The organism is Mesorhizobium sp. M0296 (genome assembly GCF_040321675.1).
Classification (GTDB): Bacteria; Pseudomonadota; Alphaproteobacteria; order Rhizobiales; family Rhizobiaceae; genus Mesorhizobium.
In genome coordinates, this window is the sequence record NZ_JAMYRZ010000004.1 from 71,560 (window position 1) to 85,865 (window position 14,306).

The 14,306-nt window shown below is 60.5% G+C and carries 15 protein-coding genes; 12 read left to right on the plus strand and 3 right to left on the minus strand.

Annotated elements, in window-relative coordinates:
- Positions 1 to 71 precede the first annotated feature (71 nt).
- Together NKI97_RS05930 and NKI97_RS05935 are read right to left on the minus strand one after the other, a co-directional pair.
- Positions 72 to 2,234 carry an amylo-alpha-1,6-glucosidase gene (locus NKI97_RS05930; protein ID WP_023674970.1) on the minus strand — a complete coding sequence of 721 codons (2,163 nt, stop codon included), beginning with the start codon at positions 2,232 to 2,234 and terminating at the stop codon, positions 72 to 74.
- Between the two features lie 47 nt (positions 2,235 to 2,281).
- A complete protein-coding gene (locus NKI97_RS05935; protein WP_352448848.1) occupies positions 2,282 to 3,343 on the minus strand; it encodes a glycosyltransferase family 4 protein in 1,062 nt (353 codons plus the stop codon).
- Between the two features lie 89 nt (positions 3,344 to 3,432).
- Between NKI97_RS05935 and NKI97_RS35445 the strand changes: the two genes are divergently transcribed.
- Positions 3,433 to 3,900, plus strand: a complete 468-nt coding sequence (locus NKI97_RS35445; protein WP_502907073.1) for a DUF982 domain-containing protein — start codon at positions 3,433 to 3,435, stop codon at positions 3,898 to 3,900.
- A gap of 37 nt (positions 3,901 to 3,937) precedes the next feature.
- Here NKI97_RS35445 and NKI97_RS05945 read toward each other — a convergent pair whose 3' ends face one another.
- Positions 3,938 to 4,123: a hypothetical protein gene (locus tag NKI97_RS05945; protein ID WP_352448849.1), complete on the minus strand. Its 186-nt coding sequence runs from the start codon at positions 4,121 to 4,123 to the stop codon at positions 3,938 to 3,940.
- 9 nt (positions 4,124 to 4,132) lie between these two features.
- On the opposite strand from NKI97_RS05945, the gene NKI97_RS05950 reads away from it, so the two are divergent.
- The 11 genes from NKI97_RS05950 (at position 4,133) to NKI97_RS06000 (ending at position 14,283) form a co-directional block, all read left to right on the plus strand.
- Complete coding sequence (locus NKI97_RS05950; RefSeq protein ID WP_352448850.1) at positions 4,133 to 4,390, plus strand: hypothetical protein; 258 nt, start codon at positions 4,133 to 4,135, stop codon at positions 4,388 to 4,390.
- Positions 4,391 to 4,776: 386 nt separating this feature from the next.
- Positions 4,777 to 4,944: a hypothetical protein gene (locus tag NKI97_RS05955; RefSeq protein WP_352448851.1), complete on the plus strand. Its 168-nt coding sequence runs from the start codon at positions 4,777 to 4,779 to the stop codon at positions 4,942 to 4,944.
- Positions 4,945 to 5,205: 261 nt separating this feature from the next.
- The gene (locus NKI97_RS05960) at positions 5,206 to 5,430 is read left to right on the plus strand and encodes a hypothetical protein (RefSeq protein WP_352448852.1); all 225 of its coding nucleotides are present in this window, start codon (positions 5,206 to 5,208) and stop codon (positions 5,428 to 5,430) included.
- Between the two features lie 215 nt (positions 5,431 to 5,645).
- Entirely contained in the window at positions 5,646 to 5,900 is a 255-nt protein-coding gene (locus NKI97_RS35450; RefSeq protein ID WP_502893791.1) for a DUF6894 family protein, read from the plus strand.
- Positions 5,901 to 6,360: 460 nt separating this feature from the next.
- Positions 6,361 to 6,903: a class I SAM-dependent methyltransferase gene (locus NKI97_RS05970; protein ID WP_352448853.1), complete on the plus strand. Its 543-nt coding sequence runs from the start codon at positions 6,361 to 6,363 to the stop codon at positions 6,901 to 6,903.
- A gap of 237 nt (positions 6,904 to 7,140) precedes the next feature.
- Positions 7,141 to 8,928: an ABC transporter ATP-binding protein gene (locus NKI97_RS05975; RefSeq protein ID WP_198023529.1), complete on the plus strand. Its 1,788-nt coding sequence runs from the start codon at positions 7,141 to 7,143 to the stop codon at positions 8,926 to 8,928.
- A 6-nt stretch (positions 8,929 to 8,934) separates the two neighbouring features.
- Positions 8,935 to 10,116, plus strand: a complete 1,182-nt coding sequence (locus NKI97_RS05980) for a glycosyltransferase family 9 protein (RefSeq protein WP_352833063.1) — start codon at positions 8,935 to 8,937, stop codon at positions 10,114 to 10,116.
- Between the two features lie 9 nt (positions 10,117 to 10,125).
- On the plus strand, positions 10,126 to 11,310 hold the full coding sequence (locus NKI97_RS05985) for a glycosyltransferase family 9 protein (protein ID WP_352833066.1): 1,185 nt from the start codon (positions 10,126 to 10,128) through the stop codon (positions 11,308 to 11,310).
- A complete protein-coding gene (locus NKI97_RS05990) occupies positions 11,300 to 12,478 on the plus strand; it encodes a glycosyltransferase family 9 protein (protein WP_352742743.1) in 1,179 nt (392 codons plus the stop codon). The genes NKI97_RS05985 and NKI97_RS05990 overlap by 11 nt, the downstream gene beginning before the upstream one ends.
- Before the next feature lie 300 nt (positions 12,479 to 12,778).
- The gene (locus NKI97_RS05995) at positions 12,779 to 13,573 is read left to right on the plus strand and encodes a sulfotransferase domain-containing protein (RefSeq protein ID WP_352742744.1); all 795 of its coding nucleotides are present in this window, start codon (positions 12,779 to 12,781) and stop codon (positions 13,571 to 13,573) included.
- Positions 13,574 to 13,587: 14 nt separating this feature from the next.
- Positions 13,588 to 14,283 carry a sulfotransferase family protein gene (locus tag NKI97_RS06000; protein ID WP_352448858.1) on the plus strand — a complete coding sequence of 232 codons (696 nt, stop codon included), beginning with the start codon at positions 13,588 to 13,590 and terminating at the stop codon, positions 14,281 to 14,283.
- Positions 14,284 to 14,306: the final 23 nt, after the last annotated feature.

Consider the following 14,306-nt stretch of genomic DNA (forward strand, 5'->3'; position numbering starts at 1 on the left):
ACAAAGAGGCTATCGGTTCCGGACGATTGCAATGCCGCACGTCATTTTCAATGCGCCGCAGCGCGGCGGCATCAAGTGCGCACGATGAGCGGCACCATCCCCTCATACCGATCGGCGAGAAAGGCAACGACCCGGTCGCCGACACGCTGGAATGTGAGGTCGACCACTGTCGAGCCGACACCTAGATGCCGCAATGTCAGCGTGTCGATGCCGATCGGCAGCCTTGGGCGGGTGACCCGGATTTCGCTGTTCCAGCCGTCGATTTCGAGCCCAAGGCAGGCCTGCATCAGCATGAAGGCCGATCCCGCCGACCAGGCCTGCGGCAGGCACGCGACGGGATAGGCGATGGGCGCTTCGCCCGGCGACCGGGTAAAGCCGCAGAACAGTTCCGGCAGCCGCATGTTGAAATGGACAGCCGATTCGAACGTGCCGCTCATCAGCCGGACCACGCTGTCGCGCACGCCATAACGTGCCAGGCCGGCACCGCACATGGCGGTGTCGTGCGGCCAGATCGAACCATTGTGGTAGGACATCGGATTGAAGAATATCGCATCGTCGGCCAGCGTCCTCACTCCCCAACCAGAGTGGAACGACGCAGAGAGCAGCTGATCGGCGACCATCTGCGCCCGTTCCGGCTCGGGCAGCCCGACAAAGAGAAGATGGCCGGCATTCGACGTCCGTACCTTGCAGAGCTCGCCTGCACCATCGATCGCCAGTGCATAGAAATTGAGATCGTCCATCCAGAAATGGCGTTCCACCGCGGCGCGCATGGTTTCGGCGCGTTCCTCCCAATGATCGGCCTTGTCGTCCTCGCCGCGGCGGCGGGCGAGCGCCGCCAGCCCACGGAACGCGGCAAAGACGTAGCCTTGCACCTCGACCAGGGCGATCGGCCCCTTGGGCATGCGGCCATCGGCATGGAAGACGGAATCGAAACTGTCCTTCCAGCCCTGGTTGGCAAGGCCGGTCTCGGCGCCGCGCTGGTAGGTAACGAAGCCGGTCGCGCGGCTTGTCTCCTCCGTCCATTCCGCCGCTGCACAGAGCGATGGCCACAGGCTGTCGACGAACGCCATGTCGCCGGTACGATCCGCATAGGCGCAAGCGAGATGAATGTAGAGCGGCGTGGTATCGACGCCGCCGTAATAGCGGCCGAACGGGAGCTCCCGCAGTGCCGCCATCTCGCCCTTGCGGGTCTCGTGCATGATCTTGCCCGGCTGCGAATCGCTGAACGGCGACGTTTCGGTCGCCTGATGCTGGGCGAGAAAGGCGAGTACGCCGCGCGCCAGCCCTGGATTCAACCACAGCATCTGCAATGCGGAAATCACCCCGTCGCGGCCAAATGCCGTCGAGAACCAGGGTATGCCGGCATAGGGGTAAGGTCCGGTTGAAAGCTCGGTGGTCAGCAACGCCACGTCCGCGCGCGCGCGTTCGATCCAGTCGTTGAAGACGCGGCCGGAGCTGTGCACCGTCGCGCCGTGGCGGCGTTTGGCGCGCATGCCGAAGCGAGCGCGGGCGGCGGCAGCCCGAAAACGGTCGCGGTCGGGTGTCTCCGCCACTTCCGGGCCGACCTCGATATAGAGGACCTCGCTGCTGCGCTTCGTCACCGCAACCAGGAAATCCGCGCGGCTGGCGGTCAAATTGTCCGGCGCCTGCGAGAACGAGATCGCCGACAGGCGCACGAGCTGGTCCAGCCCGTCATATCGAAGCACCACGGATGTCGGACTGGTCTCGGCGGCGTGGGCTATTCCGCGCTTGAGCCGGGTCGAACCGCGCACCTCGAACATGTCGCGGAAATCTGCTGCGAAATGCAACGAAACCCGAATGGCCGACGATTCCTGGCTGTAGTTGGAAAGGGTGATGCGCTCGAACAGCCGGTCCTGCCAAAGCAGCCTGACGCGTTCTATGTGGATCGCGCCCTGCGGAATGTCGCGGCCACCGACACTCTGGATCGGCAGATTGGTCAGGTTCGAGGTGAAAAGCACATTGTCCTGGCTGAGCGAGGCGCCGAGCAACGACATTTGCCGGCCACCGACCGTCAGCCGGAATTCCGAAAGCACACGCGTGTCGTCTCTGAAAAAGCCATCGCCGGCGCCGCGGATGTCGCCATAGGCGTCGGCCACCGCGAAGCAGTCGGCTTGCTTGAGGGCGAACAGCCGGTGCGGCTCCCGGGGCGCAACCTCGTCGAGGGAAGCAAGGGCTACGGCGGGATCAAGCTTACGCTCGTCGAGTTGATTCATACGTCACAAGCTCTGTCGTTTCGTTCCAACGTCCACAATGACGCCGATCAGGACGCTCTCGCTTCACCGGGAGTACCGATCAGGCGCGCATAGGCAGCCACATAGTCGTGGGCCATTCTCGTGGCAGAAAAACGGTTTTCGAACACGGCTCTCACCTGTCGCCTGTCGAGGCGCAGCAATTCCGGTATCGAGGTGACTGCGGCATCGACGGTATCGACAAGGAAACCGGTCACGCCGTGGTCGATGATCTCCGGCAGGGCACCGCATTTCCAGGCGATTACCGGCGTGCCACAGGCCATAGCCTCTATCGCGGCAAGACCGAACGGCTCCGGCCAATCGATCGGAAACAGCAGGCCGGCCGCCTTGCCGAGGAATTCCGCTTTTCTGTCCTCTTCGATCTCGCCGATATAGTCGACACGGTCGCCGTCGATCAGCGGCTCGACCGTGTCGTGGAAAAAAGGGCGGTCGTCGTCGCCGATCTTTGCCGCAAGCTTCAGTTTCAGCCCGGAGCGCAAGGCGATCTCAATGGCACGGTCCGGGCGCTTGTCGCGCGACAGCCGGCCCAGAAAGGCCAGATACGGCTCGTCCACCTCCGTCTCGAAAGTCGGCTCGTACATATTGATCGGTAGCCCGTGATGGATGGTCGCCAGCCAATTGGCCCTGGGTAGCCCGGTTCTCTGGCTGCGCGAAATCGAGATCATCGGAAAGCGCGGAAAATGTTCGTAGGCCGGGGCCAAGTCGACATAGTCGAGCCTGCCATGCGGTGTCGTCACCGTCCGGTCGGGCATGTGTTCGAAGAAAGGAAAATGCAGGAAGTGGCTGAGATGGAAATGGATGATGTCGAACTGTTGCGCCCGGTTCCTCACCTTGGCGAGCATCGAGAGATGCGCCGCGGTTTCGGATTTGTGCGGGCGCGGATCGAGACGGAGCGCGTGCTCGCGACACGCCACCAATTTCGCCGACGTCTTGGTATCGCCGCTGGCGAACAGGGTCACGTCATGGCCAAGCTCGACCAATCCTTCGGTCAGATAGGAGACGATGCGCTCCGTCCCTCCATAGAACCGGGGTGGCACGGATTCATGGAGCGGCGCCACATGGGCTATTCTCATGTTTTGGCATTCCCTCAAAAAGACTGCTCGTGGCATCGAAATGCATCAGCCGCGCTAACGTTCCCGTACAATGGCAAGATGTCACCCAATTGGGGCAAGATGTCACCCAATTGGAGCTGCCGGGCGCGTCCACCGCTGCTCGTCTCGTCCAGCCAACATTTTTCAGGCCAAGCCCTGTTTTGCCGGGAACCAAAGTCGGGTTCGCGAGTTTAGTGGGGTTCGATCGCACGCATCCGGTCGACGGGGAGGAAGTGATGGACCGTTTGCAATTCTTTTCGCCCGTGCGGATTTTGCGCGGACAGGGACATCCCGTGGAGGAGATCGACAGCGTTGCCGAAGCAATGGCATTCTTGCGAAAATGGCCGGCCGGGCGGCGCGGGCCGGTTTACCAGTGCGCCGTGAATTGCTGCGCTGCGGCCATGGCCGGCCGGATGTCGGCCGAGGAAGCGAGAAAGGCATTTGCCGGCTTCGCCCGGATCACCCGCCTGCTCGAGGGCGATCGGCCGTTGCCGATGAGCGGCGAGGATCGGCATCGCGATCACGCCTTGAGGCGATAGGCCAGCTGCCGCAGATGGTCCGAGCAAGGGTTGGCATTCAGCCGGAGCGCCCGATCGGCGGCCGACGCACTTTCGCAAACAGTCGTTTGAGCTGAGCTACGGCACCGTTCTCGGCGATGTAATCGCAATAGGCGACGTAATCGAGGTCGCGTGACAGATGGCGTTCCTCGGTGATGGCGCGGAGTGCGTAGACGGCATTGAGCGCGAGCAGTGGCGCCGCCACCGGAGCCGCTTGAGCAGCCGCTACACTCCGCCGCTGCCGTTGGATCCGCCGCTGCTTATCCCGTCGTTGCCGCCACTGGATCCGCTGCTGCCGCTCGAACTGCTGCCGCTTGAGCTGCTGGCGCCGCTCGAACTGCTGCCGCTTGAGCTGCTGGCGCCGCTCGATCCGCTGCTGCTTGAGCCGCCGATGCGCCCCTTGTTGACGTTGCGTGGAGAGGGACGGTTGTTAGCGCCCTCGCTTACATTTTCGCAGGTGCACTTGCGCTGATATTTGGTGCCGAAGGCACTGCCTTCATTGCTCGCCTTCTGGCAGACCGACCCATGGCAAATCAAAGTCGCTTCGGTTGTCACGGGGGTAAGGCCCGTGATGACTAGTGCGGTTGTCGTGGCCGCCATGGCCATGATTGTGAACCGGAGTAAATTCCGAAAATTTGCATAGATACCTCGCTTTCTGACGCCTCGCTTCTCGGGCTCACGCCCAAGCGTCCTCGTTGTCGAGTGGGTGTTTGCGACAAGCCCGCATACGGATCGCTTACGCCTCAGCGGTCGGGGCTCAGGGGCGGCATAAAAAGTTGGACGAAGCGCAGACAATGGTGCCGCATTGCGGTATTTCGACCGGAAAAGGCCAAAGATGCACTTTTGGGGGAATGGAAAATGTCGAAACGGCTTAGACTGGTGCTGGGAACGGCCGGCGCAATTGCCGTCGCCATTGTCTGGGGAATCATCGCCACGTCGATGGGTGTGCCATCGATTCTGATCACTCTAGGAGCGGTCGCGATCGGCGCGGGCATCTACAGCTATGTCGATCGAAGCCGAAGCTGATCCGGTTATCAGGTACGGGCATAGCGCAAAAATCCCACGGTCGCAGACTGTCTGTGCCAATGCTCAGTGTACGAAAATTACCAACGACAGCGTTCTGTGGAACGAGTGGCCTGCCGAAGCTATTGTGGTGGCGGTCCGAGACACCCCGCCTCGGGTTATTGGCTCACCCAGCCGAGTGGTCCGCTGCTACCCAATGGCAGCGGACCTTCATCCGGAGGACAGACCCGGAAGACGAACATTGTGCCGAATCGAGGGAGAACGATGGTCGTTGACGAGATTGCCGCGCGGCGCCTGAATATTCTGCTCGAGCAATACATGGAGACCAGGAAGAGGCGCCACGATGCGGTTTCCACCGCTGCGGCTGAGATCGCGATCAGGGCTGTCATGCCGAATTGCCCGGTCTCCGGAAAAGCCCTGGACGACATGATTGCGGCATGTGCGTTCGAACACGGGCTGGGGGTGCTGTTCGATCAACCTGACGCATGAAGGCCTAAACGCCATGAATCCGAACGCCAAAATCGCACGGTGCTGTCGTGCACAAATCCGACGCTGTTCCTGAGGCGCTCGCCACTAATGCGCATCGCGTCGATCGGCCTCATGCGACGCGCTTTAAGTGCTTGTTTTTGTGCATGTCGTTGCCGCTAAACCGCTGCACAGTTTTGCGCGACATGCATTAGAGAAACCGACCGACCGGAGCAGCCATGCCGAGATATTTTTTCCATTTCCGAAACAATGAGGGCCGCCTGACGGAAGATTTCGAAGGTCAGGAGTTGGACGGTTTGTCCGCGGCTCAGGATAACGCAATGGCTTCGGCCAAGGAAATCCTGGCCGAGGGTCTGCTCAGCGGCGGCCCAGTCCTGACAGGCCTTTCCTTCGAAATCTGCGACGAGAACCGGAAGCTGCTTTTCCGATTTCCATTCTCGGAAGCTGCCGAAAAGGCCGGCGCTCGACCTTGATTGGCCAAAAAGCCCGGCGATGCGGGCTTTGATCGAGCCTGGCTGAAAAACCGCATGTCGTGGCAAGACGGTCGTTGGTGCAAATCAGCACCATGAGGAATTAGTAGCATAGCTGCCGGCACAAAGCAAGAACAAATATGGCTTGCCTTGCCGACGGGCCATTACTTATGTCCCTGCGTGTGCCGGCCCGGGCTATCGTGCGTTTCAGGAACTCGAGGGCAGGCACGGGTAGGGGGCGCCAAGCGACGTTGCCATTTCCAACCAGTATGTCGATTTGTCGGGCCGGGTGTTCGTCAACTTACCGAAACGTCTTCGCAGGATGCTGTGATCAGGAGTTCCTTTCTCCCGCGGTTGCGTTTACAGGACGCTCACGACAGTGTCGTTTGCGCGCCAGAAACTGGACCGAGTTAGGCCGGGCGCACGGTCCCCCTCCGTCAAGGAAACCAGTTCGGCGCCGTTTTTGGAGAACAATGATTTGTGGTGGTCAAATAAGCAAAAGAGATTCAAGGGAACGTGGGACGACAGACTGGACGGCCTATTCTCAGCAGAGGTCGACTACGCCGGGAAATCCATTCTCGATGTTGGCTGCAACATGGGTGTTGTCGCCTATGAGATATCCAAGCTAGGACCGAGTGCGATCCATGGGATCGACATTCTCAAGCCGCATATCGAGACGGCCAGGATGATCTTCCTGGGTTGTCCGGTCCAAAGCCGGTTCGATTGTCTCGATCTTGGCAGCCGGAAGCTGCAAAATGTTCTCCAACCGCAGTACGACATCGTCATGCTGCTGGCGGTCTACCATCACATGCAGTGGAGCCTCGGCGCGGACAAGGCGCGACGCGTGCTGTGCGACATCGCCGGGCGTGCTCAAACGATCGTTGCCCGCGTCCCTCCTGGCAAGGATAAGGAGATGATCGCGGTGCTTTCGGATGTGGGCTTTTCAATCAAAAGCAATCACACATCGCCTCTTGGAAGCCATCTCATGGTCCTCGCGAAACACTGACCAGGCATAGCGCGGCCGACGACGAATGGCGCAAGAGCCGCGTGGCTGGGGTCCGCTATGCTCGCATGCGAGGAACCGACGGTCATAAGCCGATGACGTGCAAGGATCCGGTTCGGCATTGACTGCGGTCGGGAACGAAGCCACAGACAGGTGATCGAAACCGTCTCGCGCTTCAAGATAACGCGAAGACCGGACGGGATCGCAACGGGCGGCGACGAGATGATTACAAAGAAACGAGTGTCAACGGCCCCAGCATATCCGCTGATCAAGCGTCTGATTGGCGAAAATCTGCCGCCGCACAAGATGCTGTATGTGACAGGTTTGCTGTGCTCGATCGCCGCTGCTGCGGCGACCGGCGCGGCGGCCTGGATCATGAAAGTCATGATCAACACCATCTATGTCGAGCGAGACGCTGCCGCTGTATCGGGTATCAGTGCCGTCATCATCGGCATTTTCCTGGTCAAGGGCATAGCTGCCTACTGCCAGACCATCACCACGGGAAAGATTCGCCGGGCTATCGTTTCGGACCTGCAAAACCGGCAATTTTCCCGAATGGTGTATTTCGACATCAGCCGTTTCGCGAACCAGCATCCGGCAAAATTCATCTCCAAAATCATGTTCAACGCGCGCGCCGGGGCGACCGTTATTCTCACCCTCACGAGCAGCGCCGTCTCTGATCTGCTGACCCTGATTGCCTTGGCCAGCGTCATGGTCAAGCAGGACCCGGTGATGTCGCTGATATCCGTGGCGGTTCTGCCGATGCTGTTCCTGTCAGTCGGCGCGATAACCAGGAAGCTCAAGGCGCTGGCGAGGGGCGAGACGGAATTGGCCGCACAAGTCCAGTCGATCGGCACGGAAGCCGTCGAAGGCATCCGCACCATCAAGTCCTTCCAGCTCGAGGACAAGGCCGTCGCCAGCTTTGCAAAGGCCGTCCGCAAGATGGAAAGACGTGGCATCCAGATCAATCGGACGTCAGCATTGATGAGCCCATTGATGGAGACCGGCGGCGGCGTGATCATCGGGCTTTTCGTTATGTACGCCAGCTGGCAGACCCTCGGCAACGGCAAGACGCCCGGCGAATTCATGGCCTTCATTACCGCGTTCCTGCTTGCCTATGAGCCTGCCAAGCGGTTGGCCCGGGTCAATGTCGACATCCAGAAGCAAATGGTCGCCGTCGAGCAGATGTATGATTTGATCGACACGCCCGAGCAGCGGCGACTCGCGATCGCGGGCGAGCGTCTGACCGACGTCGATGGTGGTATCCGCTTTGAAGATGTGGCCTTTTCCTATGACGGCAACAGCCCCGCGCTCGAGGGTGTTTCCTTCGACGTGCGACCTCGTGAGAAGCTGGCGATCGTCGGCCGCTCCGGCGCCGGCAAGACCACCATCGTCAATCTGATCCTGCGCCTGATGGAGCCGGACAAGGGCAGGATCCTGATCGACGGAAAGGACATTTCGAAGATCAGCCTGGCCGACGTTCGCGATAACATCGCACTGGTATCCCAGGACGTCTTCCTGTTCGAAGGCTCGATCCGCGACAACATTCGCGACGGCCGCCCGAATGCCACGGATCAGGAAATCGAGTCCGCTGCGAACCTCGCCCGGGTCACCAGCTTTGCTTCGGCGCTCGAAAACGGGCTCGACACGCTTGTCGGGCCAAGCGGCACCAACCTGTCCGGCGGCCAGAAACAACGCGTTGCCATCGCGCGCGCCCTGCTCAAGAATGCTGCGGTAATCGTCTATGACGAAGCGACATCCGCGCTTGACGGTGAAAACGAACGGGCGGTTATGGAGGCAGCCTTCGACAACACATTTCAGCGCACGGTGATCTGCATTGCGCACAGGCTGTCTACAATCAAGGCGGCCGATCGTATTCTCGTGTTTGACGCCGGACAGCTTGTCGATGCTGGAACGCATGACCAGCTTGCCAAGCACAGCGAGATATATCGTTCGATATTCCACCTGGAGACGCCCGATCCGATGGTCGAAAGCGGCAAAAAGCTGCGGCAGAGCGTATTGCGCTGAAGGCCGATGACCAGCTTTTATCACGGTTCCTATGTCCGGTATGTGATTGGTGGACTGGGCCTTCAGGTGCGCCGGTACAAAAAGGCGGTGCGCAGGTTGTTTTTCAGTCCCAAGCAGCCTCGTTCCATTCTTGAGCTGCAGGCCAAGGTTGAGGCCCTGATCGTGCGCAGGGACTGGAAAGGCCTTGAAGCCGGTACCAACGAGATGGCTGTCACGGCCGATCATAATCGCGACCCGGAGCTGATGCAGAAGGCGGGCCAGGCCTTCGAACGCCTTGGCAACTTTGCGCGGGCAGCTGAGCTTCGGCTTTCCGCTCGCCGGCTGCGGAAAGGGAAAAGCGCCAACGAGTGGACCGGCGAGAATCTCGGATCGGATACACTGCTGATCGATCTTGTGGAGGATGACCCGCGCAGCCTTGGCCGGGTTATCCGCCACGCGCGACTGGCCGGCGCTGCCGCTGCCTATGCGCAAAGCGCAACAATTCGGGTCGAGCCGCGCCTGGTATCAATTCTGCAGCGAACGTTCCCGAAGGCGACCGTGGTCCCGGCGCAGCAGGATGTGGTCGGCAACAAACGTGCGACGTTCGAAGATCTCGCCTGGGTGTTCGGACGCGATGCCGAAAAACTTGCTGCCGACTTCGTGCCGCTGCGGGCAGATCCTGAACTCGTCGAGACATTCCGCAAGCGCTATCGCTCGATGACGGATCTGCCGCTGGCAGGTCTCTCCTGGGGCAGCAAATCCCACACCAAGGACGTGCCTGATTTTTCTGAATGGGCACGGTTCATCGCCCAGACACAAGCGACATTCGTTTCGCTCCAGTACGGACAGATCAAGCCGGCGTTGCGGCGCCTTCGCAACGGCAACGACGCGCGTCTGATCTTTGACGACAGCGTCGACCAGATGGTCGACATGGACCGTTTTGCCGCACAGCTCGCCGCACTCGATGCTGTCGTGACGATCAGCAATACGGCGGCCCATCTTGCCGGAGCCCTTGGCGTGCCGACTGTTTTCCTCATCGACGATAATTTTCAGACGGCATGGCCAGTGACCGGCGACCGGACACCTTGGTATCCGAAGGGCATTGTCATTCGCAAGGAGGGGCGCCCTTGGTCGCTGGTGCTCGACGAGGCCGGCCGGCGGCTCTCGTCGATCCTGACGACGCTTTCCGACGCTCCCCGGGGACGATAGAACATCGCCGTGCAGAACAGACGAACCATCCTTCAGAAGGCAAAAACCGCCGACCTGCGCCCGCAAGGCGCCGTCGGCAAGCGGCTGCAGAAGGTTCTCGAGCGGGCAAAGGAACTTCTTAGACGTCCTTCGCGCCACACCGACGAAAGTGCCGAAAGGCATATGAGGCTGATGGAGGAAAGCGTGCAGCGTGGTGACTGGCAAACTGCTCGCGACCATGCACTGGCGCTTGGCGCGCTTGGTGAGCAGCTTGGCGATCTCGGCCTGATCAAGAAAGCGGGGCGCGGACTGAGGCGTCTCGACGGAGGAAATCGCATCTGGCAGTTGATGGCGGCGAGCAAGCAGCGCGGCAGACCCGATTGGGATGGCAGTGATCTTGCGGGTCGCACGCTTCTCGTCGATCGTCGCGAAGGCGACCTGGCGATCTTTTTCCAGTTCGCGTCTTTGCTTGGTCCAGCAGCTGCGGCTGCCGGTCGATGCATCGTCTTCGTCGAGCCGCGACTGGCACCGCTTTATCGCAGAACATATCCTGCGCTCGATGTCAGGATTGAAGGGGAAGAGGACATGGCGGCGGTGGACGCCGATGTCGTTGCCGGTTTCGAGACACTCGCAAAGCATTTCTGGCCGGACGACCCGGCGGCACGCGCGCCCTTCGTTCCGCTGGAGCCGGACCGCCGACTGGTTGCCGAGCTGCGCGGTACCTATCTCGATGGCGGCCCAGGTCCCCTGATCGGATTTGCCTGGGGAAGCCTCAACAAGAGCAAGGATCTGCCGGCCCTGGACGATTGGCGGACGCTGTTCAGCAGCCTGCCGGGGCGCCTCGTCAGCTTGCAATATGGCGATGTCGGGCCGGCCCTCTCCGAGTTCGAGCGCCACGCGCCGGGGCGCATCATCCATGACGCTACCGTCGACCAGTTGACGGACATGGACCGCTTTGCCGCCCAAATTGCGGCGCTCGACGCGGTGGTGACGATCAGCAATACCGGCGCCAACCTGGCCGGAGCGCTCGGCGTGCCGACGATTGTCATGCTCGACGACGGGTTTCGACTGTCCTGGCCTGCCTTCGGTGAGACCGTCGCCGTATATCCGAGCGTTCGACTGGTCCGAAAAGGCGGCCGAGCCTGGGCGTCGGCAGTGCAGGAAGCAGGCGGACGGGTCATGCAAATCATCAGCGGAGTTGGCGATGGAAGGTAGCCTACTTCTCGGCCGGTTGCGCCGCGCTGTCGCGCTTGCAGGCTACAAATACAAGGTCTGGTTCCGACGTCACCGCCGGCAGCTCTTCCTTCGCTGGCGCGACGGCGACATTGCCGATCAGATGGCGGATTATCGGCGAAGCGTCGAGTCCCGCGATTGGCCGGCGGCACTGCCGAAAGCCCTGGCTCTTGGATCCATTGCGAAGTCGAAGGGCGAGGTCCACCTGATCGACGAGCTCAGCAAGGCGCTGATGCGGATGGGCGCTTATGGCGCAGCCGCCGAACTCAGGATCGCCCGACGCCACATCGTCAACGGCCGCGTCGATGGCGAGTGGCTGGGCCAGGATATTTCTGGCCAGACACTGCTGATCGATCTGATGGAAACCGAAAAGCAGGGTCTGGCCACCGCGATCCATCATGCGAGTTCCGTCGGCTGTGCCCTGGCGCGCGCCGCCCGCTCCATCGTGCTGGTCGAGCGCCGCCTGGTACCGCTCTTTCAGCGCACTTTTCCGACCGCCGACGTGCGGCCGGTCGGCGCTGGCGGCAAGGCCGCCTATGCCGAGGCGCAGGCCTTCGCCGGCGTCCAGCATCTGACTGCCGTTTTCGAAACCGACGAGGCGACGATCCGCGAGCATTTCGTGCCCCTTAAGCCGGATCCGGCCCGGGTCGCTGAACTTCGCGCCCGCTACCGGAAGGAAGGACGGCCGTTGGTCGGTATCGCATGGGGCAGCTCCAATCCCGGCAAAGACCTGCCGCCGCTTGCCGCCTGGCGAAACCTGATCGGCCGACCGGACCTCCGGTTCGTCTCGCTGCAGTACGGCCAGATCGAGACCGATCTGAAGATCCTGACCGACGGTGAGCCGGAGCGCATTCTTCATGACAGATCGGTCGATCAGCTCGTCGACATGGATCTTTTCGCCGCGCAGGTTGCCGCGATGGACGCCGTGGTGACCATCAGCAATACCGGAGCGCATCTGGCCGGCGCGCTCGGCATCCCCTCGGTTTTCATTCTGGGCGACGGCTTCAAACGCTCCTGGCCGGTCGAGGGCGACCGCACGCCCTACTATCCATCGGCCGTGCTGGTCTCGAAACGGGAACGCCCCTGGTCCGTGGTGATGGGCGAGGCCGAGGCCATCCTGGCGCCATGGATCACAAAAGTAAGTGGCTAATGCATGTCGTCCGAAAGCGCGTCACTGAATACGCTTCGACGCGATGCGCATTAAGGATTCGGCCGCCGGATCGCGGAACGGAGCGCCCGCGTCGAACAGTCGTCGCAACAGGCCAAAAAACATAAGGCATTCCGAACCGGGATATAGTAAAGGCCAATTCGCCCCGCAGAGGATCGCAATTCTTGCCGGCATTTCTGCCTTGTGTTCGAATCAGCCGTAGGCTTAGGCGCCCAGTAATGGGGTTGGTCTGGCCGGCAGCGGTTCGGGCGCCAGCTCTGATAATCTAAAGGAGGTCTCTCCATGTCCTTTCTAAACATGTCCTTTCTAAAATTTTTCCAGGCCAAAGCGCCGCCTCTTCCTCTTATCGTATCCTTTCCAAAATCGGGGCGCACGTGGCTACGTGTCATGCTGGACGATCTCGGAGTTGAAGTTCAATACATTCACGACGGAACCGACCACAAGTTACTTCGACCGATATCGGGCCTAAAGGAGAATAAATCTCGATACAAGAAGAGAAGAACAATAATGCTTGTTCGCGATCCAAGAGATACGGTGGTCTCAGGGTACTTTCAGGTTCAGAAGCGCCACATGCTTCCAGCGGGATCGTTCAGCGATTTTATCAGAAGCGACAATCATGGGATTGAAAAGATCATCAGATTTAATCTGCATTGGTTCGCGGCCATGCCCCGGATGCGCGAAATCCGGTATCTTCAATATGAAGATATGCATCGGGATACGGCTGGTGTCCTTCGCGCGATCCTTGGATTCCTGAACCAGCAGGCTGACGATCGGACGCTTGTCGAGGTGGCGAACAACCGAACGTTCGACAAGATGAAAGTGAGTGAATCGACCGGTGATCTGTCCGATCGATACGGCAAGATACTACAGCCGCGCGATGCGAATGATCCCGAAAGCTTCAAGGTGCGCAAGGGCAAGATAGGCGGTTACGGCGAATATCTTTCCGAGGACGACGTGGCCTTTTGTGACGAGCAGTTGGCTAAGTTCGAATATTGGGAGAAGCTGGACAAGGTTTTTAGCACGAACGGCTTGTGCTACGCTCGCGTCGATAACCGCGCCCGGGTCGCCTTGGGTTAGGGAGCATTGCCGACATGGTGATGCGGACCGGATTCATTTGCGGCTGCGGCCATAGCGGGACGACGTTGATTGCGACGATCCTTGCGTCGCATCCCGACGTCTACCTGCCGCTCCAGGAAACCAACATTTTCTTCAAGTGGACGCCACTGGCCATGTTCCGCTTCTGGAAACTGAAGCGGGCGGCGCTCGATGCTGGAAAGAACGTGCTGCTTGAAAAAACACCGCGGCATATCCGCCGTGTCGCCCGCATTCGCCGGCTCGTGCCCGGCGCGCGTTTCGTCATGCCGGTGCGAGATGGGCGCGACGTCGTAGCGTCCCTGATCAAACGACTTGGCGACCCAGCGGAGGCTCTCGACCGCTGGATCAACGACAATGCGCTGGTTCTTGCGGAACGGGGAAAGCCGGATGTGCTGATCTATCGCTATGAGGACCTGGTCGAGAATCCGGCCAAAGTCGTCGAGCAGATATGCGGCTTTCTCGATGTAACCTTCAGCCCGGATCTCCTCGACTATCACAAGAACCCGCAGCAGTGGTTCAAGCCGACCGACGCCAGCGGCGAGACGCCACATGCGGTGCTCCGGAACCAACAGGTCAATCAGCCGATCTATGACGGGAGCGGAAGATGGCGCTCCGAACTTGGAAACGCCGAGCTACAGGACCTGGTACAAGGACGAGGTGCCCAGCTTATGAAAGCATTCGGTTATGCATGATCGGCATCTCCTTGAAATGCCGT